Source organism: Pseudomonas sp. Hz4, from assembly GCF_054898165.1.
Map to the genome: position 1 here is coordinate 1,164,479 of NZ_CM142719.1, position 24,864 is coordinate 1,189,342.

Consider the following 24,864-nt stretch of genomic DNA (forward strand, 5'->3'; position numbering starts at 1 on the left):
GCCGCCCGAAGCAGGCTCGCCCCCACAGGGATCGAGTGTGTACATGGATTGTGTGCACGACACAGATCACATGTAGGAGCGAGCCTGCTCGCGATGACGGCGGATCAATCACCACAAAGTCATCAGACCCACCCCAGCTTCCGCCAGGCAATAAAAAACGGCGATCACTTCAGTGACCGCCGTTTCTGTGTACGGGTTATCGAATCAAGGCATCAACACTTCGATCGCTCCATCCGCCGTCATGCTGACCTGGCTGGTGCCGGCTTCAACTTCCGGGGTCACTGGTGCGGAGTCCATGGCGGCGGCTTTCATCATCATCGGCCCGCGCATGTACGGCTGTGGATAACCGTTGCTGTTCAGGTTCAGGTTAACGATTTTGTAACCCTTGCCACCCAAGGCGTCGGTCGCCAGTTGAGCTCGGGTCTTGAAGGCCGTCACGGCTTCTTTAAGCAGCGCATCTTCGCTGGCCTTGCGGGTTGGCGTGGCGATGGCGAAATCCATGCCGCCCATTTTCAGGTCGGTGAGAAGTTCGCCGGTCAGTTTCGACAGCGCGGCGAAGTTCGAGCTTTCCAGGCGCAGTTCGGCGCGTTCGCGCCAGCCGGTGATTTTCTGGCCCTTGGTGTCGTAGATCGGGTAGCTGTTGCGGCTGCCCTGACGCAGGGTGATGTCTTTGACTTCTTTAGCCTGGGCCAGCGCTTTGTTCATGGTGGTGCTGACGTCGGCGGCAAGTTTGGCCGGGTCGGTGTTTTGTTCTTCGGTGTAGAGGGTCACGATCATCAGGTCGCGGGCGACTTCCTGACTGACTTCGGCGCGCAGGGCGATCTGGTTGTAATGAAGTTCGTCGGCAGCCAGGGCCGGGAGGCTGGCGATAGTGCCAACGCTGAGGGCGAGAAGGGCGGCGCTGCGGCGGAATGTGTGCATGAAAGCTCCTTGATGAGGGCGCAGGTGATGGTTCGGGGGCCTGCGTGAAACCATCAGACTCTAGCTTTTATGATCCGGTTCGCCCAGTTACAACTTCTATACAGATAGTGGTGGCCGCTGGCGGGTCGTGCGCAAGTTTTAACGAACAAGCGGCACCGTACCTGTCAGGTCTGACAGTAGATATGGTTTTTTACTTGATGCAGCATGATCTCGAGCCAAGCCAAACTTGGCCGTTAGCGGCAACGGCGATGGCTTCGATCATCACTAAGTCTGACAGAGGAAATCAAAATGGACGAGCAACGTAAAACGGAGATGAGAAACCATGGTTATGACGTTCTCGAAGTCGCCGGAGGTACTGACAGTTGGATAGCCGTTTTCGTCGGCGGACAGCAAGTAAGCGGCAAATTCGGAACTTGGGACGAAGCTTGGGCGGACGCCTGGAACAGGTATAACTCCAGAGTCGCTCCCTCTCATTACTAATTGTCTCGATATTTGAGCGTCTACAACCAGCCACCACCAGAAATTCGGGGGAGTGAATGGTTGCTTCGCCAAACCGGCAATGACCAATGGATTGCCGGTTTTCTGAAGAGGCAGTGTGCGCAATGCACATGAAATCAGGTGTCCGCCTCGACAGCGTTTCTGATTTGTTGTCTCCACTCCGAAAAGTCTTAGCTTGCACAGATCGTCGCACCCTGTGGTCGTTTGCCGCACTTTCGCCCCTCCACCCCGCGCCTTGGTTATACTCCGTGCGATCCGCCTGGAGCGCTCATCAGGAGAGCTCATGCTCGCCCCCGTTCAAATCACTTCTGCTACTCGCCAGAATCTCTGGCGACTGACGTTCATCCGCACGTTGGTGTTGGCCGCTCAGGCCGGTTCCGTGGGCCTGGCCTACTGGCTCGACTTGCTGCCACTGCCCTGGTTTCAACTGGCCGCAACCCTCGGTTGCTCGATGTTGTTGTGTGCGTTCACGGCCATTCGCCTGCGCACCTCATGGCCGGTTACCGAGCTCGAATACGCCGTGCAACTGGCCTGCGACCTGTTTATCCACAGTGCGTTGCTGTATTTCTCCGGCGGCTCGACCAACCCCTTCGTCTCTTATTACCTGGTGCCGCTGACCATCGCCGCCGTGACCTTGCCATGGCGCTATTCGGTGATTCTGTCCGGTATCGCGTTGACGATGTACACCCTGCTGCTGGCGCGCTTCTATCCGTTGCAAACCTTCCCTATCGCTCGGGAAAACCTTCAGGTTTACGGGATGTGGCTGAGTTTCGCCTTGGCCGCGGCAGTCATCACCTTCTTCGCCGCACGCATGGCCGAAGAGCTGCGTCGTCAGGATGAGCTGCGTGCCATTCGTCGTGAAGAAGGCTTGCGTGATCAGCAATTGCTGGCCGTCGCCACCCAGGCCGCCGGTGCCGCCCATGAATTGGGTACGCCGCTGGCGACCATGAGCGTGCTGCTCAAAGAGATGCAGCAGGATCATCACGATCCAATGCTGCAGGACGATCTGAAGGTGCTGCAAGATCAGGTCAAGGCGTGCAAGCAGACCTTGCAGCAACTGGTGCGCGCCGCCGAGGCCAACCGGCGTCTGGCGGTGGAGATGCAGGACGTCACCGATTGGCTCGACGAAGCGCTGAACCGCTGGCACCTGATGCGTCCGGAAGCCAGTTATCGCTTCCAGCGCTTGGGTCAAGGCACCGTTCCGCGCATGGCGCCGCCGCCGGACCTGACCCAGGCACTGCTGAATTTGCTCAACAACGCCGCCGACGCTTGCCCCGAAGGGCTGCAAGTGACGCTGGACTGGAATGCCGACGACCTGACCATCAGCATCCGCGACCACGGCGCCGGTGTGCCGCTGGCCATCGCCGAGCAGATTGGCAAACCGTTTTTTACCACCAAGGGCAAAGGTTTCGGCCTGGGCCTGTTTTTGAGCAAGGCCAGCGTGACACGCGCCGGTGGCTCAGTGAAACTCTACAGTCATGAGGAAGGCGGCACGCTCACCGAGCTGCGCCTGCCCCGTGTCGCCCGAGGAGACGAACATGAGTGACGAGATCCAAGTCGAAGGCGAAGAACTGCCGCATTTGCTGCTGGTAGACGACGACGCAACTTTTACCCGGGTGATGGCCCGTGCCATGTCCCGCCGTGGCTTTCGCGTCAGCACCGCCGGTTCCGCCGAAGAAGGCCTGACCATCGCTCAGGCCGACCTGCCGGACTACGCCGCGCTGGACCTGAAAATGGACGGCGATTCCGGCCTGGTGCTGTTGCCCAAGCTACTTGAGCTGGACCCGGAAATGCGCGTAGTGATCCTCACCGGTTACTCGAGCATCGCCACCGCCGTCGAGGCGATCAAGCGCGGCGCCTGCAATTATCTGTGCAAACCGGCGGACGCCGATGACGTGTTGGCCGCGCTGCTTTCCGAGCACGCCGACCTCGACACGCTGGTGCCGGAAAACCCGATGTCGGTGGATCGCCTGCAATGGGAGCACATCCAGCGCGTGCTGACCGAACACGAAGGCAACATCTCCGCCACTGCCCGCGCCTTGGGCATGCACCGCCGCACGCTGCAGCGCAAACTGCAGAAGCGTCCCGTTCGTCGCTGAACGACAATCGCCGTTTCGAGGAATGTACGAGCTAGTGCGGCAGTCGTTTTTTAATAAGGCTACCCAGCTATCGGGTAGCCCACGGACGATTAATTTTTAACGATGAAGGTGAGTACAGAAGACTTTGTAAGTTCTCCGTCAGGAGGTGCTGCGTAGTAAAACGCTTTTACGCTGCTGCCTATATCCTCGGGAATAAAAATATCCTTATTAAATCTCCAGACCTTTTCATTGGTTTTGGGTTGTTCGGGGTGGTCTTTATTGGCTTCGCGGTCAAGCTCTCCTGAAGTACCGTCTGGGTACTCCATTTCAAAAGCCCCATATTTATAGCCTTCTAACCGGGTAGTTCTAAAGACGACCTCGTCACCTTCAATGCTCGCCAAAGACAGCGTCCCGTCTCGTATTTCGTCGCAAGTGAGTGTCGGTACTTCAGATTTTTCAGTGCTCATACCCGGTCCCCTTTCGCTAAGGATTCGCTTGATTTACCTGTTCAGCCTGCGGCTACAGTTAAGCGCTGCGGCGCTTGGGCTTTCTACTGTCATAAATGACAGTAGCGACCAGCGGTGTCTTTTGAGTGGCCAAATCCCGTCACCGATGTTCCGGAATTGGCTGAATATCCCCTGAACAATTCATGACCGCCCTCGCGATAACAGGGTCTGATCATCTATGATCGGTTCGTGTGTGTTCTTTTCTTTATCGAGCCTTATCCATGAATCAGAACGCTGAATATTGCGCGGTCAATGATGCTGTGCGCGGGCAGTTTTTTCGCAAAGTCTGGGCGATGATCACCCCTTACTGGCGCAGCGAAGAGAAGGGCAAGGCCTGGACGCTGCTGATCGCCGTGATCGCGCTGTCGCTGTTCAGTGTGGCGATTTCGGTGTGGATCAACAGTTGGTACAAGGACTTCTACAACGCCCTGCAGAAAAAGGACGAAGCGGCCTTCTGGCAGTTGATTTTGTATTTCTGCGGCATCGCGGCGGTGGCGATCCTTGGCGCGGTGTATCGGCTCTACCTGACGCAGATGCTGACGATTCGCTGGCGGGCCTGGCTCACCGAGAAGCATTTTGCCCGTTGGCTCAGCCACAAGAATTACTACCAGCTGGAGCAGGGCGGATACACCGATAACCCGGACCAGCGGATTTCCGAAGACCTCAATAAATTCACCAGCAACACGTTGGGCCTGGGGCTCGGGTTGATCCGCAACATCGTCAGCCTCGTATCGTTCTCGATCATTCTGTGGGGCGTATCGGGCAGTATCGAAGTGTTTGGTTTCACGATTCCCGGTTACATGTTCTGGTGCGCGCTGGTATACGCCGCCGTCGCCAGCTGGCTGACGCATTTGATTGGCCGTCGCCTGATCGGCCTCAACAACAACCAGCAACGCTTCGAAGCCGACCTGCGTTTCTCGATGGTGCGGGTTCGCGAGAATGCCGAAAGCATTGCGCTGTACAACGGCGAGCCTAATGAGAACCGCCGCTTGAGCAGCCGTTTCGGGATGGTCTGGCACAACTACTGGGACATCATGAAAGTGTCCAAGCGCCTGACCTTCTTTACTTCCGGTTATGAGCAGATCGCCGTCATTTTCCCGTTCATGGTCGCCGCGCCGCGTTACTTCACTGGCAAGATCGAGCTGGGTGAGCTGATGCAAATCAACTCGGCGTTCGCTAACGTCCAGGATAACTTCAGTTGGTTCATCACGGCGTACCAGGACCTTGCCGAATGGCGCGCCACCTGTGATCGTCTGCTGAGTTTCCGCCAGGCCATGACCGACAACGAAGAGCGTGCGCCGGCGATTGATGTGCAAAACCATGGCTCGGCGTTGAAGGTGCATAACCTTGGCCTCGACCTGGCGGATGGTCGTCACCTGCTGACCAACGCCGACATGACCGTGGAGGAGGGCGAGCGCGTCATGCTCAGCGGGCGTTCCGGCAGCGGCAAGTCGACCTTGCTGCGGGCGATGGGGCATTTGTGGCCTGCTGGCCACGGCAGCATTCGCCTGCCGTCGGCACGGTATCTGTTCCTGCCGCAAAAACCGTATCTGCCGATTGGCAGCCTGCGTGAAGCGCTGAGTTATCCACAGTCTGGCGATACGTATCCGCACGAGCGCTATGTTCATGTGCTGGAAACCTGCCGTTTACCGCATCTGGTATCGCGTCTTGATGAAGCGAATCACTGGCAGCGCATGCTGTCGCCGGGTGAGCAGCAGCGTCTGGCCTTTGCCCGTGCGCTGCTGTATGCACCGCAATGGCTGTATATGGACGAAGCGACCTCGGCGATGGACGAGGAGGACGAAGCGTCGCTGTATCAAACCTTGATCGATGAAATTCCGGGATTGAGCATTGTCAGCGTTGGGCATCGCAGCAGCCTGAAGCGGTTCCATCCACGGCATGTTCGTATCGAGAATGGCCATCTGGTGGATCAGACCGTGACCGCCTGATATCCATCGCCCTGATGTGGGGGGCTTTTGTGGTGAGGGGATTTATCCCCGTTCGGCGGCGCAGCTGTCGTGAACCCTCTGCACTCGGTGAACTTGTTACACCGAGGCTGCAGGTTTTAGGATGGCTCTGCCATCCAACGGGGATAAATCCCCTCACCACAGCTTGCTCCTACAGGGGCGGTGGTGATCGTACAACCGCGTTGAGCTATGATGCGGTTTCAGCCGCAACCTTCGAGAAAGACGTTCACCATGGAAAACCCGATCGACGCACCACGCCTCCCTCGCAAGCGCCGCAGCCTCGCTCAGGAACTGGTGACGGTGCTGTCCGACCAGATCCGCGACGGTCACCTCAAGCGTGGCGACAAGTTGCCCACCGAGTCGGCAATCATGGATGCCCATGGCATCAGCCGCACCGTGGTGCGCGAAGCGATTTCGCGTTTGCAGGCGGCCGGGCAGGTGGAAACCCGCCATGGCATCGGCACCTTCGTGCTCGACACCCCAAGCCCGAGCGGTTTCCGTATCGACCCGGCGACTGTGGTGACGTTGCGCGATGTGCTGGCGATTCTGGAATTGCGCATCAGCCTCGAAGTGGAGTCCGCCGGTCTCGCCGCGCAACGCCGCAGCCCCGAGCAGTTGGCGTTGATGCGAGCGGCGCTGGACGCGTTGAATGAAAGTGTCTCCCATGCCAGCGATGCCGTGGCGTCCGACTTCCAGTTTCACCTGCAAATCGCCCTGGCAACGGGCAACCGCTATTTCACCGACATCATGACCCACCTGGGCACCAGCATCATTCCGCGTACACGCCTCAACTCCGCGCGCCTGGCCCATGACGATCAGCAGCACTACATGAATCGCCTGAGCCGTGAACACGAAGAAATTTACGACGCGATTGCCCGCCAGGATTCCGATGCGGCCCGGGCGGCTATGCGCTTGCACCTGACGAATAGCCGGGAGCGGCTGCGCCATGCCCATGAAGAGGCAGAGGCGCAGCGAGGGTAGGCTTTTAACTGCTCGGCGACAGAAGCATTTTCAACAACCGTTGTCGCCTGGGCTTGACTACTCCACTACAGATGCAGTTGCTTTGTCAGAGGTGACTTTGTTTGGCTCGTTCGGGAGCTTCACGGTGTACCAAGCGGTAGCTTTTTCGCCTACCTTGTCTGCGAAGTTGCTGTGCCGGATTCTGCTGTCAACGTAACCTGTGTTACCAGGCTTTACAGTATGGTCTTCGCTACCAAACTGCCACGTCATGAATACCGACACGATAGTGTTTTCCGGCATACCGTTGGTATCGACGCGAACATAAATGTCTCCCGGGTTAACAGATACGGAAATCTCGCCTCCGAGATCTCGATGATGGATATCTTGATATTTCGGAGCTGGATAGTCTTCGGGTTGCGTAGTCATGCTGAAATGTCCTTCTTCATGAATTGAATTCGCCTGGAATTGCTCGAGACGTTCGATACCGTCTCAAGCCAGACTCTAAGGTGAAGAGACTTCGTCATCTACTGTCAGAAATGACAGTTCAGATGAGTGGCAACTCAGTCCATTCAATCGACACGCCGCTGATCGATTGGCCCAATCATGGTTATGTCCTATCAACACCTCCGCCAACGAATCACCTGATTCGCCGTTAGCCTTGTGGCGGTGTTTCCCGTCCTTGATCGCCTAGCTAACCGCCGCCCTTGTAATCGACAAGGAAGATTTCCAATGCCAAGGAATTACTTTTCCGACTCGAAATTTTGGGGTTGGCGATGAAATGCAGTTGACGGTTATTTTTTAAGTTGTACGATGACCTACAACTTCGGCGCAGGCTGAATGGTTTCTCACACACACACACATATGTCGCTACCCAGGGTGTTCGAATAATGAATCCACAAGAACTGAAGTCCATCCTCTCTTCCGGTCTGCTGTCTTTCCCGGTTACCGATTTCAATGCTCAGGGCGACTTCCATCGCGCGGGCTACATCAAACGTCTCGAATGGCTGGCCCCATACGGCGCCTCGGCATTGTTCGCCGCGGGCGGCACCGGTGAGTTCTTCTCTCTGGCGGCCAGCGAATATTCGGAAATCATCAAGACGGCCGTCGATACCTGCGAAACCAGCGTGCCGATTCTGGCCGGCGTTGGCGGTTCGACTCGTCAAGCCATCGAATACGCACAGGAAGCCGAGCGTCTGGGCGCCAAAGGCCTGTTGCTGCTGCCGCACTACCTGACCGAAGCCAGCCAGGAAGGTGTTGCCGCCCACGTTGAAGCGGTGTGCAAATCGGTGAAGATCGGCGTGGTGATTTACAACCGCAACGTCTGCCGCCTGACCGCGCCATTGCTGGAACGCCTGGCCGAGCGCTGCCCGAACCTGATCGGCTACAAGGATGGCCTGGGCGATATCGAGTTGATGGTGTCGATCCGTCGCCGCCTCGGTGATCGCTTCAGCTACCTGGGCGGTTTGCCGACCGCCGAAGTCTACGCCGCGGCTTATAAGGCCTTGGGCGTACCGGTTTACTCCTCGGCGGTGTTCAATTTCATCCCGAAAACCGCAATGGATTTCTACCACGCCATTGAGCGCGAGGATCACGCCACCGTCGGCAAGATCATCGACGACTTCTTCCTGCCGTACCTGGACATCCGTAACCGCAAAGCCGGTTACGCGGTGAGCATCGTCAAGGCCGGGGCAAAAATTGCCGGCTATGACGCAGGTCCTGTGCGTGCGCCGCTGACCGATCTGACCGGCGAAGAGTACGAAATGCTCGCCGCGCTGATCGACAAGCAAGGTGCGCAGTAACACACCCGATTAAACAGGCCGCTGAGCAATCAACGGCCTTTTGCGTGAGGACTTCTTTTTTAGGGGAAAGTGTTGTGGCAGATGCAAAGCGTTTCGATAACTACATCAACGGTGAATGGGTGGCGGGCAGTGATTACTGCGCCAACATCAACCCGTCCGAACTGACCGACACCATTGGCGAATACGCCAAGGCTGATCTGGCTCAAGTCCATGCCGCCATCGACGCCGCTCGCGCCGCGTTTCCGGCGTGGTCGACTTCGGGCATTCAGGCGCGTCACGATTCGCTGGATAAAGTCGGCAGCGAAATCCTTGCTCGCCGCGAAGAGCTCGGCACTTTATTGGCTCGGGAAGAGGGCAAGACCCTGCCTGAGGCTATCGGCGAAGTCACTCGCGCCGGCAACATCTTCAAGTTCTTCGCCGGTGAATGCCTGCGCCTGTCCGGCGACTACCTGCCGTCGGTGCGTCCGGGCGTGAACGTCGAAGTCACTCGCGAAGCGCTGGGTGTGGTCGGTCTGATCACGCCATGGAACTTCCCGATCGCGATCCCTGCGTGGAAAATCGCTCCGGCGCTGGCCTACGGCAACTGCGTCGTGCTGAAACCGGCGGACCTGGTGCCGGGTTGCGCCTGGGCGCTGGCCGAAATCATCTCCCGCGCAGGCTTCCCGGCCGGCGTGTTCAACCTGGTGATGGGCAGCGGTCGAGTGGTGGGCGATGCGCTGGTGCAGAGCCCGAAAGTCGACGGCATCAGCTTCACCGGTTCCGTGGGCGTTGGTCGTCAGATCGCCGTCAGTTGCGTGTCGCGCCAGGCCAAGGTTCAGCTAGAAATGGGCGGCAAGAACCCGCAGATCATTCTCGACGACGCCGACCTCAAGCAAGCGGTCGAGCTGTCGGTACAGAGCGCGTTCTACTCCACCGGCCAGCGTTGCACCGCCTCGAGCCGTTTCATCGTCACCGCCGGGATTCACGACACGTTCGTTGACGCCGTGGCCGAGCGCATGAAGTCGATCAAGGTCGGTCACGCGCTGAAAACCGGCACCGACATCGGTCCGGTGGTTTCCCAGGCTCAGCTTGAACAAGACATGAAGTACATCGACATCGGCCAGTCCGAAGGTGCGCGTCTGGTCAGCGGCGGCGCTCTGGTGACCTGCGATACCGAGGGCTACTACCTCGCGCCAACCCTGTTTGCCGACAGCGAAGCCGCGATGCGCATCAGCCGTGAAGAGATTTTCGGCCCGGTAGCCAACGTGGTTCGCGTAGCGGATTACGAGGCAGCGCTGGCCATGGCCAACGACACCGAATTCGGTCTGTCCGCGGGCATCGCCACCACATCGTTGAAGTACGCCAACCACTTCAAACGCCACTCCCAGGCGGGGATGGTGATGGTCAACCTGCCGACGGCGGGCGTGGATTACCACGTTCCATTCGGTGGGCGTAAAGGTTCATCCTATGGCTCCCGCGAGCAAGGTCGCTACGCACAAGAGTTCTACACCGTCGTAAAAACTTCTTACATCGGTTCGTAACCCGCTGCCCCCGCGCGAGGTCCTTGCCCAAGGCCTCGCGCGGCACAAGACCAAAGAATGTTTTACCCGCATAAAAATAATCAGTGGGAGTACATCTACATGCAAGCGACCAAGCCGACCCACGTCCGCTATTTGATTTTGCTCATGCTTTTCCTGGTGACCACGATCAACTACGCCGACCGGGCCACTATCGCCATCGCGGGCTCCAGCCTGCAAAAAGACCTCGGCATCGACGCGGTCACCCTCGGTTATATCTTCTCTGCATTCGGTTGGGCCTACGTGGCCGGGCAAATTCCCGGTGGCTGGTTGCTGGACCGTTTCGGCTCGAAAAAAATCTACGCGTTAAGCATTTTCACCTGGTCGCTGTTCACCGTGTTGCAGGGCTATGTCGGTGAGTTCGGCGTGTCCACGGCGGTGGTTGCGCTGTTCATGCTGCGCTTCCTGGTGGGCCTGGCCGAAGCGCCATCCTTCCCCGGTAACGCGCGCATTGTGGCAGCCTGGTTCCCGACGGCTGAACGCGGTACGGCGTCTGCGATTTTCAACTCGGCGCAATACTTCGCCACGGTGCTGTTTGCGCCGCTGATGGGCTGGATCGTCTACAGCTTCGGCTGGCAGCACGTGTTCATCGTCATGGGCGTGATCGGCATCATCTTTTCGGGGATCTGGCTGAAGGTAATCCACAGCCCGCGCCAACACCCGATGATCAACGAGGCCGAGTTCAAACACATCGCCGACAACGGCGGCATGGTCGACATGGACCAGGACAAAGGCAAAGGCGCCAAGGCCGACGGTCCGAAGTGGGACTACATCCGCCAGCTGCTGACCAACCGCATGATGCTCGGCGTGTACCTTGGCCAATACTGCATCAACGCCATCACCTACTTCTTCCTGACCTGGTTCCCGGTGTACCTGGTACAAGAGCGCGGCATGACCATCCTCAAGGCAGGTTTCATTGCCTCGCTGCCGGCGATCTGCGGCTTTATCGGTGGTGTGCTCGGCGGCGTGATTTCCGACTACCTGCTGCGCAAAGGGCATTCCCTGACCTTCGCCCGCAAGGCGCCGATCATTGCTGGCTTGCTGGTCTCCAGCAGCATCGTGGCCTGCAACTATGTCGATGTTGAATGGATGGTCGTCGGTTTCATGGCCCTGGCGTTCTTCGGCAAAGGCGTGGGCGCGCTGGGTTGGGCGGTAGTGTCTGACACGTCGCCGAAGCAGATCGCCGGTCTCAGCGGTGGTTTGTTCAACACCTTCGGCAACATCGCCTCCATCACCACGCCAATCGTGATCGGTTACATCATCAGCTCCACCGGTTCGTTCAAATGGGCGCTGGTGTTTGTCGGCTGCAACGCACTGGTCGCAGTGTTCAGCTACCTGGTGATCGTGGGGCCGATCAAACGTGTGGTCCTCAAAGAGCCGCCAGTCAGTGGCCCTGAAACGAACCATACATTATCTGAAGCGCATTCCTGAGGAGCGGCGTCATGCAGTTGATTGAACATTCCGACTCGCCGCGCTACATCCGCCTGCACGAGCGGGACAACGTCGTGATCGTGGTCAATGACCAGGGCGTGCCTGCCGGCACCGAATTTCCGGACGGTCTGGTCACCGTGGATTTCGTGCCGCAGAGCCACAAGGTCACCCTGGAAGACATTCCCGAGGGAGGCCAGGTGATTCGTTATGGCCAGACCATTGGCTACGCGTTGCAGCCGATTCCGCGCGGCAGCTGGGTCAAGGAAGATCAACTGCGCATGCCGACCGCGCCACCGCTGGACAGCTTGCCGCTGTCCACCGAAGTGCCGGCGGCACAGGCACCGCTGGAAGGCTTTACGTTCGAGGGTTTTCGCAACGCCGACGGTACGGTCGGTACGCGCAACATTCTGGGGATTACCACGACTGTTCAGTGCGTCACGGGCGTACTCGATCATGCGGTCAAGCGCATCAAGGACGAGTTGCTGCCCAAGTACCCGAACGTCGATGACGTGGTCGCGCTGACCCACAGCTACGGCTGCGGCGTGGCGATTACCGCGACTGACGCGTACATCCCGATCCGTACCGTGCGCAACCTGGCGCGTAACCCGAACCTGGGTGGCGAAGCGTTGGTGATCAGCCTGGGCTGCGAGAAATTGCAGGCCGGCCAGGTGATGCACGAGAACGACAATTCGGTGGATTTGAGCGATCCGTGGCTGTACCGCTTGCAGGATTCAAGTCACGGTTTCACCGAAATGATCGAGCAGATCATGGCGTTGGCCGAGACCCGTTTGAAGAAACTCGATCAGCGTCGCCGGGAAACGGTACCGGCGTCCGAGCTGATTCTCGGCATGCAGTGCGGCGGCAGCGATGCGTTTTCCGGCATCACCGCCAACCCGGCGCTGGGCTATGCCTCGGACCTGTTGCTGCGGGCGGGCGCGACGGTGATGTTTTCCGAAGTCACCGAAGTGCGCGACGCCATTTACCTGCTGACGTCCCGTGCGCAAACCGAGGAAATCGCTCAGGAACTGGTGCGTGAAATGGACTGGTACGACCGTTACTTGGCCAAGGGCGAAGCGGATCGCAGCGCCAACACCACGCCGGGGAACAAGAAGGGCGGGTTGTCGAACATTGTCGAGAAGTCCCTGGGCTCGATCGTCAAATCCGGCAGCAGCGCGATCAATGGAGTGCTTGGCCCTGGCGAGCGTTTCAAGCACAAAGGGCTGATCTTCTGTGCGACCCCGGCCAGTGATTTTGTCTGCGGGACGTTGCAATTGGCGGCAGGGATGAACCTGCATGTGTTCACCACTGGACGTGGCACGCCGTATGGGCTGGCGATGGCGCCGGTGGTGAAGGTGTCGACCCGGACCGAGCTGGCGCAGCGTTGGCCGGACCTGATCGACATCGATGCCGGGCGGATTGCGACCGGGCGGGCCTCGATCGAAGACCTCGGCTGGGAGTTGTTTCACTACTACCTGGATGTGGCCAGCGGGAAGCAGCAGACGTGGGCGGAGAAGCACAAGCTGCATAACGACATTACGTTGTTTAACCCGGCGCCGATTACCTGAGATTGTGGCGAGGGAGCTTGCTCCCGCTGGGCCGCGAAGCGGCCCCAAAAGAAGGGACTGCTGCGCAGTCCAGGCGGGAGCAAGCTCCCTCGCCACAGGTGACCATTGCCTGCTCGACCAGACGCCAGAGGACTGGGTGGCTTATCATTAGCCCCCTAACGACGCTCACCCAAGGTTACCCCCGGCATGCTGGCTATCTTCCTCGAAACCCTGAACATCACCGCGCCGGTGTTTGCCATGCTGTTTCTGGGTGTGCTGCTCAAGCGCATCGACTGGATCAACGACAACTTTATCCACACTGCGTCGGCCCTGGTGTTCAACGTCACCATGCCGGCGTTACTGTTTCTGGGCATCCTGCATGCCGACCTGCACGCCGCGTTGCAACCGGCACTGCTGATTTATTTCTCGCTCGCCACCCTGGTGAGTTTCGCCATCGCCTGGGGCTGGGCGATCTGGAAATGCCCGCGGGTAGACCGGGGGATTTACACCCAAGGCGCATTTCGCGGCAACAACGGGGTGATCGGCCTCGCACTGGCAGCGAGCATGTACGGCGACTACGGGATTTCCCTCGGGGCGATTCTCGCGGCGTTGGTGATCCTGCTTTACAACACGCTCTCGACCATTGTGCTGGCGGTTTACAGCCCGGTGATCAAGTCCGACCCTTGGAGCATCTGCAAAAGCGTGATGGTCAATCCGCTGATCATCAGCGTGTTGGTGGCGGCGCCGTTTGCCTACTTCAAGATCAGCTTGCCGGGATGGCTGGAGACGTCCGGCCAATATCTGGCGCAAACCACCCTGCCATTGGCGTTGATCTGTATCGGCGGCACGCTGTCACTGGCGGCATTGCGCAAAAGCGGCAACCTGGCGCTGAGCTCAAGCCTGGTGAAGATGATCGGCCTGCCGGTGCTGGCGACACTGGGTGCGTGGCTCTGGGGCTTTCGTGGTGCGGAGTTGGGCATTCTGTTTCTGTACTTCGGCAGCCCGACCGCCGCCGCCAGTTTTGTCATGGCTCGTCAGGCTAACGGTAACCATGAATTGGCGGCGGCGATCATCGTGATCACCACGTTGATGGCCGCGGTCACCACCAACATCGGGATCTTCCTGTTGCAGTGGGGTGGGTGGATCTAGTCGGCTTTTTGGTAGCTATCGATCACTTCCTGCGCCGCCCGAAACGCATCGATTGCCGCCGGCACGCCGGCATACACCGCGCAATGCAGCAACGCCTCGCGAATCTCTTCCACGGTGCAGCCATTGTTCAGCGCACCACGCACGTGACCTTTCAATTCCTGCGGGCACTTCAATGCGGTCAGCGCGGCGAGGGTGATCAGGCTGCGGGTTTTCAATGGCAGGCCTTCGCGGTTCCAGACGCTACCCCAGGCGTGCTCGTTGACGAAATCCTGCAGCGGTTGAGTGAACTCGGTGGCATTGCTCAGCGCGCGGTCGACGAAGGCGTCGCCCATCACTTGGCGGCGTACTTCAACGCCAGGCTTTCTATCATCGGTCATGGCAATTCACTCTTGTGGTGTTGGCGACGCCAGGCGCGCAGCGACGTGAACAGCAAAAACGCCAGCAGCGCCGGCAGGGCAAAAAACAGCATCAGGTGTTCAAGCTTGCCGGCCAGCGGCATGCCGGTGGTGAACGACACCACGTGCAGACCGTAAGCCAGATACAAACCCAAAAACATCAGACCTTCGGCGCGGGTCACCCGGTAACCGGAATAGAACACCGGCAGGCACAACACCGCGACGCCGAGCATTACCGGCAAGTCGAAATCCAGGGCGTTGGGCGATACCGACAGCGGCGACGGCGCGATCAACGCGGTGAAGCCCAACACGCCCAAGAGGTTGAACAGGTTGCTGCCGATCACGTTGCCCACGGCGATGTCGCGCTGACCGCGCAAGGCGGCAATCAACGAGGTGGCCAGTTCCGGCAGGGAGGTACTGACAGCGACGATGGTCAGGCCGATGATGCGTTCCGACAGCCCGAGATCGGTCGCGACCGAAACCGCCGCGCCCAACAGCAAGTGCCCGGCGTAGACCAGCATCGCCAATCCGCTGACGATCATCAGCAAGCTGCTGATCCAGGGTGCTTGCGGGACTTCGTGGGTCGTCGATTGCGGACGGGCCGAGTGCCGCGACTGGCGCAGTAGCAGGCCCAGATACAGCACCAGTGCCGCCAGCAGCATCACGCCGTCGGCGCGAGTCAGTTCTTTGTTCCAGGCCAATACGAACACCAGCAGGCTGGCGCCGATCATCAGCGGAATATCCAGGCGCACCAGTTGCCGTGAAACCCGCAGCGGAATGATCATCGCCGAGAGTCCGAGGGTGACGAGAATGTTAAAGATGCTACTGCCGATCACGCTGCCGACGGCGATGTCGGCGTTCTGCGCCAGGGTGGCTTGCAGGCTGACCGCCATCTGCGGTGCGCTGCTGCCGAGGGCGACGATGGTCAGGCCGATAATCAGCGGTCGTACATGCAAGCGTGCGGCCAGGCGCACGGCGGCGCGCACCATCAGCTCGGCACCGGCAATCAGCAACAGCAAGCCGCTGAGCAATTCAATCACGCTGATCAGGGGTAAATCGGCAAGTCCGAAAATGGTCGGCGCTCCATCAGTCAGTCGTCGAGGGCTTGCACGCGAACCCGTGCGGTGCCGCTTCTGAGCATACCCAGTTGTTCGGCGGCCTCGTGTGAAACATCGATCAGACGTCCACGGGTGTGCGGCCCGCGATCGTTGATACGCACTACACAGGATTTGTCGTTATTCAGATTGGTGACCTTCACCCGTGTGCCAAAGGGTAGCTGGGGGTGGGCGGCGGTCAGGGAATTCTTGTTGAAACGCTCGCCGCTGGCGGTGCGTTTGCCTTGGTGTTTGGCGCCGTAATACGAGGCAACACCGGTCTTGTTGTAGCCGTGTGGATCGATGGCATCGGTGCTGGCGCAACCGGCCAGCAAAGAGAGTAGGGCGCAGGCACCCAGTAGACGCTTCATTAGGTGTTCCCATGATCGTTCCCACGCTCCGCGTGGGAATGCAGCCCGTGACGCTCTGCGTCACAAAAGCGGACGCAGAGCGTCCAGTGAGGCGTTCCCACGCGGGAGCGTGGGAACGATCACTGTGGTTAGCCTTCGAGCTTGCTTTTCAGCAGTTCGTTGACCTGTTGCGGGTTGGCCTTGCCTTTGGAGGCTTTCATGGCCTGGCCGACGAAGAAGCCGAACATTTTGCCGCGTTTGGCTTCGTCTGCCGCGCGGTATTGTTCAACTTGTTCGGCGTTGGCCGCGAGCATCTCGTCGAGCACCGCAGAGATCGCGCCCGTGTCGGTCACTTGCTTCAGACCGCGCTTGTCGATGATCTCGTCCGCACTGCCTTCGCCGTTGGCCATGGCTTCAAAGACCACCTTGGCGATTTTGCCGGAGATGGTGTTGTCAGTGATGCGCAGCAACATGCCGCCCAATTGCTCGGCCGAGACCGGCGACTGATCGATGTCCAGGCCCTGTTTGTTCAACAGGCTGCCCAATTCAACCATGACCCAGTTGGCCGCCAGCTTGGCGTCGCCGCCGATGCTCACGACTTTCTCGAAGTAATCGGCTTGCTCGCGGCTGGTGGCCAGGACGCTGGCGTCGTAGACCGACAGACCAAACTGCGCCTGGAAGCGCTCACGTTTCTGCGGTGGCAATTCCGGCAGGGTGGCGCGCACGTCGTCGAGGAACGAATCTTCGATGACCACCGGCAGCAAGTCCGGATCGGGGAAGTAGCGGTAGTCGTTAGCTTCCTCTTTGCTACGCATCGGACGGGTTTCGTCCTTGTTCGGATCGTACAGACGGGTTTGCTGGATCACCTTGCCGCCGTCTTCGATCAGTTCGATCTGACGCTGCACTTCGCTGTTGATCGCCTTCTCGATGAAGCGGAACGAGTTGACGTTCTTGATCTCGCAGCGCGTGCCGTATTCAACCTGGCCCTTCGGACGGATCGATACGTTGCAGTCGCAACGCAGCGAGCCTTCGGCCATGTTGCCGTCGCAGATGCCGAGGTAACGCACCAGCGCGTGGACCGTCTTGACGTAAGCCACGGCTTCCTTGGCGCTGCGCATGTCAGGCTCGGAAACGATTTCCAGCAGCGGCGTGCCAGCGCGGTTCAGGTCGATGCCGGTGGCGCCGGTGAACTCTTCGTGCAGGCTTTTACCGGCATCTTCTTCCAGGTGCGCACGGGTGACGCCGACACGTTTGATCGTGCCGTCGTCCATGGCGATGTCCAGGTGACCCTTGCCAACAATCGGCAATTCCATCTGGCTGATCTGGTAGCCCTTCGGCAGGTCCGGGTAGAAATAGTTTTTACGGGCGAACACGTTGTGCTGGCCGATCTCGGCATCAATCGCCAGACCGAACATCACCGCCATGCGCACCGCTTCCTGGTTCAGCACCGGCAATACGCCAGGCATGCCGAGGTCAACCAGGCTGGCCTGGGTGTTCGGCTCGGAACCAAACGTGGTGGAGCTACCGGAAAAGATTTTCGACCGGGTGGTGAGCTGGGTGTGAATCTCCAGCCCGATCACGACTTCCCATTGCATGTGTTTCTCCTCAGAAGCCGGTTGGGGTGCGAGTGTGCCAGTCAGTGCTGAGCTGATACTGGTGCGCAACGTTGAGCAAGCGGCCTTCCTGGAAATACGGGGCGAGCAGTTGCACGCCGACCGGCAAGCCATCGACAAAACCAGCAGGCATGGACAAGCCCGGCAGGCCGGCGAGGTTGGCGGTGATGGTGTAGACGTCTTCCAGGTAAGCAGCAACCGGGTCGCTGTTCTTGGCGCCAAGCTTCCAGGCCGGGTTCGGCGTGGTTGGGCCGAGGATGATGTCGACCTCATTAAAGGCTGCCATGAAGTCGTTCTTGATCAAGCGACGAATCTTTTGGGCCTTCAGGTAGTAGGCGTCGTAGTAACCGGCCGACAACGCATAGGCACCGACCATGATCCGGCGCTGCACTTCCGGGCCGAAACCTTCGCCACGGGAGCGCTTGTACAGGTCTTCCAGATTCTTCGGATCTTCGCAGCGATGGCCGAAGCGCACGCCGTCGAAACGCGACAGGTTGGAAGAGGCTTCTGCCGGCGCGATCACGTAGTACGCAGGGATTGCGTGCTGCATGTTCGGCAGGCTGATTTCCTTGACCACGGCGCCGAGTTTTTTCAGCTCTTCGACACTGGCCATGACCAAGTCGGCGATACGCGGGTCCAGGCCGGCGCTGAAGTATTCCTTCGGCACGCCGATGCGCAGGCCTTGCAGCGAACCGTTGAGGCCGGCGCTGTAATCAGGCACGGGCTCGTCGATGCTGGTGGAGTCTTGCGGGTCGAAACCGGCCATGCCTTGCAGCAGGATCGCGCAGTCTTCGGCGGTGCGGGCCAGAGGGCCGCCCTGATCGAGGCTGGAGGCGTAGGCAATCATGCCCCAGCGCGAAACGCGACCGTACGTCGGTTTCAGGCCGGTGAGGTTGGTCAGTGCGGCGGGCTGTCGGATCGAGCCGCCCGTGTCAGTACCGGTGGCCGCAGGCAGCAGGCGCGCGGCAACCGCAGCCGCCGAACCGCCGGACGAACCGCCCGGTACGTGTTCCAGGTTCCACGGGTTTTTCACCGGGCCGTAGTAGCTCGACTCGTTGGCCGAACCCATGGCGAATTCGTCCATGTTGGTCTTGCCCAGGGTTACGGCCCCGGCCGCGGCCAGCTTGGCAACGACAGTGGCGTCGTACGGTGCTTTAAAGTTGTCGAGCATCTTCGAACCGCAGCTGGTGCGGATGCCTTGGGTGCAAAACAGGTCTTTGTGCGCGATCGGCGCGCCGAGCAGGGCGCCGCTCTCACCCTTGGCGCGGCGTGCGTCAGCGGCTTTCGCCTGCTGGAGCGCCAGGTCTTCGGTGAGGCTGATAAAACTGTTGAGCTGCGGATCGAGCTGAGCAATACGCGCCAGCAGGGTTTTGGTCAGCTCTTCGGAAGAAAACTTTTTATCGGCGAGTCCGCGGGCGATCTCGGCCAGAGTCAATTGATGCATTGCAGGCTCTTTCCCTTTAGTCGATGACTTTCGGAACCAGGTACAGGCCGTTTTCGACCGCTGGTGCGATGGACTGATACGCCTCGCGATGATTGGTCTCGGTCACGACGTCTGCACGCAGGCGCTGGCTGGCTTCCAGTGGGTGGGCGAGCGGCTCGATACCGTCGGTATTGACCGCCTGCATTTCGTCAACCAGCCCGAGAATGCTGTTCAGGGCCGAAGTGATGTGTGGAAGATCGGCATCATTGAGGCCAAGGCAGGCCAGATGAGCGATTTTTTCCACGTCGGAGCGTTCAAGCGCCATGGGAATCTCCAGTGGAAAACAGAACGGACGGCGTCCGTGTGTTAGATTGTCGGAACACTACCGCATTTCTACGGTCATAAGGCCGCGATTGTGGGGGTTGGTGCACAGAAAAGCGGCCAATTTAACATATTGGCGCCTTGCCCAAAATCCCTGTCGTTGTTAGAGTTTGCCGCACTTTTTTACCCACGCGTTGCCTAGGGTCCCTTTCCCATGTTCAAGAAACTGCGTGGCATGTTTTCCAGCGATCTTTCCATTGACCTGGGCACTGCCAACACCCTTATTTACGTGCGCGAGCGCGGTATCGTCCTGAATGAGCCCTCGGTTGTGGCTATTCGGACACACGGTAACCAGAAAAGTGTTGTTGCTGTCGGCACCGAGGCCAAGCGCATGCTCGGCCGTACGCCGGGCAACATTGCTGCCATTCGTCCGATGAAGGACGGCGTGATCGCCGACTTCAGCGTTTGCGAAAAGATGCTGCAGTACTTTATCAACAAGGTTCATGAAAACAGCTTCCTGCAGCCTAGCCCTCGTGTGTTGATCTGCGTTCCGTGCAAATCCACCCAGGTTGAGCGTCGTGCCATCCGTGAATCGGCCCTCGGTGCCGGTGCCCGTGAAGTGTTCCTGATCGAAGAGCCAATGGCTGCTGCGATCGGTGCCGGCTTGCCGGTTGAAGAAGCTCGCGGCTCGATGGTTGTCGATATCGGTGGTGGTACCACTGAAATCGCGCTGATCTCCCTGAATGGTGTGGTTTACGCCGAGTCCGTACGGGTTGGCGGCGACCGCTTCGACGAAGCGATCATCACTTACGTGCGTCGCAACTACGGCAGCCTGATCGGCGAATCCACTGCCGAGCGCATCAAGCAGGAAATCGGTACGGCCTACCCGGGCGGCGAAGTTCGCGAAGTCGACGTTCGTGGCCGTAACCTGGCCGAAGGCGTTCCACGCGCATTCACCCTGAACTCCAATGAAGTGCTGGAAGCTCTGCAAGAGTCCCTGGCCACCATCGTTCAGGCTGTGAAAAGTGCGCTGGAGCAATCGCCTCCGGAATTGGCTTCCGATATCGCCGAGCGTGGTCTGGTGCTGACCGGTGGTGGCGCCTTGCTGCGTGACCTCGACAAGTTGCTGGCCCAGGAAACCGGTCTGCCGGTGATCGTTGCCGAAGACCCGCTGACCTGCGTTGCTCGCGGTGGTGGCCGTGCATTGGAAATGATGGATAAACACACCATGGACCTGCTCTCCAGCGAATAAGTCGTTGGTTTGCCTCTATGCTGTTGGCGCACAGGCAGCACTTTGCAGTGCTGCCTGTTGGCGTTTATCTTCTGTCAGTCTGCATCCAGGCCGGTTTGATGCCGTATGAATAACGAGAACATTTGCCTGGGAGGAGCGGCTTATTAAACCGCTTTTCACCAAAGGGCCTTCACTGGGCGTGCGCTTGTTGGTGCTGGTCGTGCTATCGGTCGCGCTGATGGTGGTCGATGCCCGCTTCACACTGTTCAAGCCAGTGCGTAGCCAAATGTCGCTGGTGCTGATGCAGTCCTACTGGATCACCGACCTGCCGCAGCGGCTATGGCAGGGTGTGTCCAGCCAATTTGGCAGCCGAACCGAGCTCGTCGCCGAAAACGAAAAACTCAAAACCGAAAACCTGCTGTTGCAGGGCCGCATGCAAAAGCTTGCCGCCCTCACCGAGCAGAACGTTCGGCTGCGCGAGTTGCTCAACTCCTCGGCACTGGTCAACGAGAAGGTCGAAGTGGCCGAGTTGATCGGCATGGACCCCAACCCCTTCACCCATCGCATCATCATCAACAAAGGTGAGCGTGACGGTGTGGTCCTTGGTCAGCCGGTACTCGATGCCCGCGGCCTGATGGGTCAGGTGGTCGAGTTGATGCCGTACACCTCTCGTGTGCTGCTGCTGACCGACACTACTCACAGCATTCCGGTGCAGGTGAACCGCAACGGCCTGCGGGCGATTGCCAGCGGCACCGGCAACCCGGAACGCCTGGAACTGCGTCATGTCGCCGATACCGCCGACATTAAAGAGGGCGATCTGCTGGTCAGCTCCGGTCTGGGTCAGCGGTTCCCGGCGGGTTACCCGGTGGCGACGGTCAAGGAAGTGATTCACGATTCCGGTCAGCCGTTCGCCATTGTGCGTGCCGTGCCGACCGCCGCCTTGAACCGCAGCCGTTACCTGCTGCTGGTGTTCACCGACGGCCGCACAGCCGAAGAGCGCGCCAATGACGCCGCCCAGGCGCAAGAGGCTCTGGACCACCACGGTGGCGGGCCAATCATTCCAGCGACCGTGCCAAAACCTGCCATCGTCCCGGCTGCTGTTGCTGCGCCCACGACACCGGTTGCGCCGACGACTGCCCCGGCTGCCGCAACCCCGGCCAATTCTGCGGCAACTCATCCTGTTGCAGCGAAACCTGCCGCCAGTAAGCCGCCCGCGACGCAACCTGCGGTTGCCAAACCGCCGGCCCTGCAACCCGCTGCCGTGAAGCCTGCTGCCAAACCGCCTGTCTCTGCGCCGGCTACCACTGGGGGACGAGAATAATGGTTGGTGCTACTGCATCCCGAAACGGCTGGATCGTCTGGCTGACCTTCGCCATCGGCATGCTGCTCAGCGTTTCGCCGCTGCCGCAATTCATGGAAATCCTCCGTCCGCTGTGGCTGGCCCTGTTGCTGGCGTTCTGGGCGTTGGCCATGCCGCAGAAAGTCGGGATGGTCACCGCGTGGTGCCTGGGCCTGGCCGAAGACGTGCTTTATGGCACGCTGCTGGGTCAGAACGCGTTGATCCTGACGCTGATCACGTATCTGGTGCTGGCGCTGCAACAGCGCCTGCGCATGTTCCCGATGTGGCAACAGAGCCTGGTGATCCTGGTGATCTTCGGCCTCGCGCAGCTTGTTCAGTTGTGGCTCAGCGCCCTGACCGGCAACCGTCAGCCGACGCTGGCGCTGGTCTTGCCGGCCCTGGTCAGTGCATTGCTGTGGCCGTGGATCAGCTACGGTTTGCGCGGTTTGCGTCGACGCTACAAAATCAATTAATTCGGTCAGGCATTTTGCCCGCACTAGACAGGGAGATGTCTGGATGAAACAGCTCTACCTCGCCTCAGGCTCGCCGCGTCGGCGTGAACTGCTCACGCAGATCGGCGTGCCGTTCTGCGCCATCAGTGCGGACATCGATGAAACCCCTTTAAAAGATGAATCCCCGTCGGCCTATGTCGAGCGTCTGGCGCGCGGCAAAGCCGAGGCCGGACGCGGGATTGTCGTGTCCGGCGCAGATTTTTGCGTGCTGGGCGCCGATACCGCCGTGGTGCTGGACGGGAAAATTCTCGGCAAACCGGTTGATGAAGCGCAAGCGTGCGCCATGCTTATGATGTTGTCCGGGTGTGAACATGAAGTCCTGACGGCGATAGCGGTGCGAGAGGGTGAGCGTTGCGAGTCTCGGGTCGTGCGCAGTCTGGTGCGTTTTCGCAACATCAGTCGTGATGAAGCGATGGCCTACTGGGCCAGCGGCGAGCCGCAGGACAAGGCCGGCGGCTACGGCATTCAAGGGCTCGGCGCAGTGTTTGTCGCCGGGCTCAATGGCAGTTACTCGGCGGTGGTCGGGTTGCCGCTGTGCGAAACCGCTGAGCTGCTCGGCCATTTCGGCATACCCTGTTGGCAAACCCTTAACGCGCGTTGAGCGTCGTACTGACAAGATGCGGCCATTATCGTGAACATGCCTGAACGAGACCCTGCCATGAGTGAAGAGATCCTGATCAACATCACGCCGATGGAATCGCGCGTGGCGGTGGTTGAAAACGGTGTCCTGCAAGAGGTCCACGTCGAGCGCACGCAAAAACGCGGGATCGTCGGCAACATCTACAAAGGCAAGATCGTGCGGGTATTGCCGGGCATGCAGGCGGCATTCGTCGACATCGGTCTGGACCGCGCCGCGTTCATTCATGCCTCGGAAATTTCCCTGCGCGAAGGCTCTGCGGTGGAGAGCATCAGCGCTCTGGTTCACGAAGGCCAGAGCCTGGTGGTGCAAGTCACCAAGGACCCGATTGGCTCCAAAGGCGCACGCCTGACGACTCAGCTGTCGATTCCGTCGCGTTATCTGGTGTACATGCCGCGCACTGCGCACGTCGGTATTTCGTTGAAGATCGAAGACGAAGCCGAGCGCGATCGACTCAAGCAAGTGGTCACCGATTGCGTGGCCAAAGAAGGCATCAAAGAGGACGGAGGCTTCATCCTGCGAACCGCCGCCGAAGGTGCTGGCGCCGATGAAATCCTCATGGATATCCGCTACCTGCGCCGTCTCTGGGATCAGATCAACGAACAGATCAAAACCATCGGCGCACCCAGTGTGATCTACGAAGATCTCGGCCTGGCGCTGCGCACCTTGCGTGACCTGGTGAGCCCGAAGATCGAGAAGATCCGGATCGATTCCCGGGAAACCTTTCAGAAAACCACACATTTTGTCGCCGAACTGATGCCGGAAATCGCTGATCGTCTTGAGCATTACCCGGGTGAACGGCCGATCTTCGACCTGTACGGCGTCGAAGACGAAATCCAGAAAGCCCTGGAACGCAAAGTCCCGCTGAAGTCCGGCGGTTATCTGGTGGTCGATCCGGCAGAAGCCATGAGCACCATCGACGTCAACACCGGGGCATTCGTCGGTCATCGCAACCTCGAAGAAACCATCTTCAAGACCAACCTCGAAGCGGCAACCGCCATCGCTCGTCAGCTGCGCCTGCGCAACCTGGGCGGGATCATCATCATCGATTTCATCGACATGGAAGATGAAGAACACCAGCGTCAGGTGCTGCGCACACTCGAGAAGCAACTGGAGCGCGATCACGCCAAGACCAACATCATCGGCATCACCGAGTTGGGCCTGGTGCAGATGACTCGCAAGCGCACCCGCGAAAGTCTCGAACAAGTGCTGTGCGAGCCGTGCAGCAGCTGTCAGGGTCGCGGCAAGCTCAAGACGCCGGAAACCGTTTGCTACGAGATTTTCCGCGAAATCCTCCGAGAGGCTCGCGCCTATCAGGCGGAAGGCTATCGTGTATTGGCAAACCAGAAAGTGGTCGACCGCCTGCTCGATGAAGAATCGGGCAATGTCGCCGAGCTCGAAGGTTTTATCGGGCGCACCATTCGGTTCCAGGTGGAAACCATGTATTCCCAGGAGCAATACGACGTGGTGCTGCTCTGATTCGCTGTATTCCACCCCTACTAGAACGGCTGGCTTCAGCTTTTTGCAGTATTTTTGCCAT

23 protein-coding genes are annotated in these 24,864 nt (G+C 59.3%); 14 read left to right on the top strand and 9 right to left on the bottom strand.

From position 1 onward, the window contains the following. Positions 1 to 204: 204 nt before the first annotated feature. Complete coding sequence (locus tag ACYZTR_RS05145) at positions 205 to 921, bottom strand: SIMPL domain-containing protein (RefSeq protein WP_461976969.1); 717 nt, start codon at positions 919 to 921, stop codon at positions 205 to 207. 781 nt (positions 922 to 1,702) lie between these two features. Between ACYZTR_RS05145 and ACYZTR_RS05150 the strand changes: the two genes are divergently transcribed. Continuing rightward, the gene (locus tag ACYZTR_RS05150) at positions 1,703 to 2,965 is read left to right on the top strand and encodes an ATP-binding protein (protein ID WP_461976971.1); all 1,263 of its coding nucleotides are present in this window, start codon (positions 1,703 to 1,705) and stop codon (positions 2,963 to 2,965) included. Continuing rightward, positions 2,958 to 3,518 carry a response regulator transcription factor gene (locus ACYZTR_RS05155; protein ID WP_003171731.1) on the top strand — a complete coding sequence of 187 codons (561 nt, stop codon included), beginning with the start codon at positions 2,958 to 2,960 and terminating at the stop codon, positions 3,516 to 3,518. Before ACYZTR_RS05150 ends, ACYZTR_RS05155 begins: the two co-directional genes overlap by 8 nt. A gap of 89 nt (positions 3,519 to 3,607) precedes the next feature. On the opposite strand, the gene ACYZTR_RS05160 is transcribed toward ACYZTR_RS05155, so the two are convergent. Then, positions 3,608 to 3,964: a hypothetical protein gene (locus ACYZTR_RS05160; protein WP_461976973.1), complete on the bottom strand. Its 357-nt coding sequence runs from the start codon at positions 3,962 to 3,964 to the stop codon at positions 3,608 to 3,610. A gap of 260 nt (positions 3,965 to 4,224) precedes the next feature. On the opposite strand from ACYZTR_RS05160, the gene ACYZTR_RS05165 reads away from it, so the two are divergent. Then, on the top strand, positions 4,225 to 5,952 hold the full coding sequence (locus tag ACYZTR_RS05165) for an ABC transporter ATP-binding protein/permease (protein WP_461976975.1): 1,728 nt from the start codon (positions 4,225 to 4,227) through the stop codon (positions 5,950 to 5,952). Between the two features lie 249 nt (positions 5,953 to 6,201). Further along, a complete protein-coding gene (locus ACYZTR_RS05170) occupies positions 6,202 to 6,951 on the top strand; it encodes a FadR/GntR family transcriptional regulator (protein ID WP_461976977.1) in 750 nt (249 codons plus the stop codon). Positions 6,952 to 7,008: 57 nt separating this feature from the next. Here the strand turns inward: ACYZTR_RS05170 and ACYZTR_RS05175 are convergent, their stop codons facing one another. Then, complete coding sequence (locus tag ACYZTR_RS05175) at positions 7,009 to 7,356, bottom strand: hypothetical protein (protein ID WP_461976979.1); 348 nt, start codon at positions 7,354 to 7,356, stop codon at positions 7,009 to 7,011. A gap of 461 nt (positions 7,357 to 7,817) precedes the next feature. Here ACYZTR_RS05175 and kdgD point away from each other — a divergent pair, with 461 nt between their 5' ends. The 5 genes from kdgD (at position 7,818) to ACYZTR_RS05200 (ending at position 14,409) form a co-directional block, all read left to right on the top strand. After that, on the top strand, positions 7,818 to 8,729 hold the full coding sequence (gene kdgD, locus ACYZTR_RS05180; RefSeq protein WP_461976980.1) for a 5-dehydro-4-deoxyglucarate dehydratase: 912 nt from the start codon (positions 7,818 to 7,820) through the stop codon (positions 8,727 to 8,729). Positions 8,730 to 8,803: 74 nt separating this feature from the next. Then, complete coding sequence (locus ACYZTR_RS05185) at positions 8,804 to 10,249, top strand: aldehyde dehydrogenase family protein (protein ID WP_461976982.1); 1,446 nt, start codon at positions 8,804 to 8,806, stop codon at positions 10,247 to 10,249. 99 nt (positions 10,250 to 10,348) lie between these two features. Further along, positions 10,349 to 11,716 carry an MFS transporter gene (locus tag ACYZTR_RS05190; protein ID WP_461979588.1) on the top strand — a complete coding sequence of 456 codons (1,368 nt, stop codon included), beginning with the start codon at positions 10,349 to 10,351 and terminating at the stop codon, positions 11,714 to 11,716. A gap of 11 nt (positions 11,717 to 11,727) precedes the next feature. After that, entirely contained in the window at positions 11,728 to 13,281 is a 1,554-nt protein-coding gene (gene garD / locus ACYZTR_RS05195; RefSeq protein WP_461976984.1) for a galactarate dehydratase, read from the top strand. A gap of 186 nt (positions 13,282 to 13,467) precedes the next feature. Further along, a complete protein-coding gene (locus ACYZTR_RS05200; protein WP_461976986.1) occupies positions 13,468 to 14,409 on the top strand; it encodes an AEC family transporter in 942 nt (313 codons plus the stop codon). Here the strand turns inward: ACYZTR_RS05200 and ACYZTR_RS05205 are convergent. The 6 genes from ACYZTR_RS05205 to gatC all read right to left on the bottom strand — a co-directional run bounded on the left by ACYZTR_RS05205 (position 14,406) and on the right by gatC (position 19,609). Continuing rightward, positions 14,406 to 14,786: a carboxymuconolactone decarboxylase family protein gene (locus ACYZTR_RS05205; RefSeq protein WP_461976988.1), complete on the bottom strand. Its 381-nt coding sequence runs from the start codon at positions 14,784 to 14,786 to the stop codon at positions 14,406 to 14,408. The genes ACYZTR_RS05200 and ACYZTR_RS05205 overlap by 4 nt on opposite strands. Then, positions 14,783 to 15,844: a calcium/sodium antiporter gene (locus tag ACYZTR_RS05210; protein ID WP_461976990.1), complete on the bottom strand. Its 1,062-nt coding sequence runs from the start codon at positions 15,842 to 15,844 to the stop codon at positions 14,783 to 14,785. Before ACYZTR_RS05210 ends, ACYZTR_RS05205 begins: the two co-directional genes overlap by 4 nt. A gap of 50 nt (positions 15,845 to 15,894) precedes the next feature. After that, positions 15,895 to 16,269, bottom strand: coding sequence for a septal ring lytic transglycosylase RlpA family protein (locus ACYZTR_RS05215; RefSeq protein ID WP_461976991.1), 375 nt, complete (start codon positions 16,267 to 16,269; stop codon positions 15,895 to 15,897). A gap of 128 nt (positions 16,270 to 16,397) precedes the next feature. After that, positions 16,398 to 17,843, bottom strand: a complete 1,446-nt coding sequence (gatB, locus tag ACYZTR_RS05220) for an Asp-tRNA(Asn)/Glu-tRNA(Gln) amidotransferase subunit GatB (RefSeq protein ID WP_461976993.1) — start codon at positions 17,841 to 17,843, stop codon at positions 16,398 to 16,400. A 10-nt stretch (positions 17,844 to 17,853) separates the two neighbouring features. Continuing rightward, the gene (gatA, locus tag ACYZTR_RS05225) at positions 17,854 to 19,305 is read right to left on the bottom strand and encodes an Asp-tRNA(Asn)/Glu-tRNA(Gln) amidotransferase subunit GatA (RefSeq protein ID WP_461976995.1); all 1,452 of its coding nucleotides are present in this window, start codon (positions 19,303 to 19,305) and stop codon (positions 17,854 to 17,856) included. A 16-nt stretch (positions 19,306 to 19,321) separates the two neighbouring features. Beyond that, a complete protein-coding gene (gatC, locus tag ACYZTR_RS05230) occupies positions 19,322 to 19,609 on the bottom strand; it encodes an Asp-tRNA(Asn)/Glu-tRNA(Gln) amidotransferase subunit GatC (protein WP_007901429.1) in 288 nt (95 codons plus the stop codon). Between the two features lie 210 nt (positions 19,610 to 19,819). Here gatC and mreB point away from each other — a divergent pair, with 210 nt between their 5' ends. From mreB to rng, 5 genes are all read left to right on the top strand, one after another. Beyond that, positions 19,820 to 20,857 carry a rod shape-determining protein MreB gene (gene mreB / locus ACYZTR_RS05235; protein ID WP_002555108.1) on the top strand — a complete coding sequence of 346 codons (1,038 nt, stop codon included), beginning with the start codon at positions 19,820 to 19,822 and terminating at the stop codon, positions 20,855 to 20,857. 142 nt (positions 20,858 to 20,999) lie between these two features. Beyond that, on the top strand, positions 21,000 to 22,157 hold the full coding sequence (gene mreC, locus ACYZTR_RS05240; protein WP_461979590.1) for a rod shape-determining protein MreC: 1,158 nt from the start codon (positions 21,000 to 21,002) through the stop codon (positions 22,155 to 22,157). Next, the gene (mreD, locus tag ACYZTR_RS05245; RefSeq protein WP_046045842.1) at positions 22,157 to 22,648 is read left to right on the top strand and encodes a rod shape-determining protein MreD; all 492 of its coding nucleotides are present in this window, start codon (positions 22,157 to 22,159) and stop codon (positions 22,646 to 22,648) included. The genes mreC and mreD overlap by 1 nt, the downstream gene beginning before the upstream one ends. Before the next feature lie 43 nt (positions 22,649 to 22,691). Next, positions 22,692 to 23,288 (top strand): Maf family protein, encoded by a 597-nt coding sequence (locus tag ACYZTR_RS05250; RefSeq protein WP_461976998.1) that lies wholly within the window; start codon positions 22,692 to 22,694, stop codon positions 23,286 to 23,288. A gap of 57 nt (positions 23,289 to 23,345) precedes the next feature. Next, positions 23,346 to 24,803, top strand: a complete 1,458-nt coding sequence (rng, locus tag ACYZTR_RS05255; RefSeq protein ID WP_461977000.1) for a ribonuclease G — start codon at positions 23,346 to 23,348, stop codon at positions 24,801 to 24,803. The last annotated feature ends 61 nt before the right edge of the window (positions 24,804 to 24,864 follow it).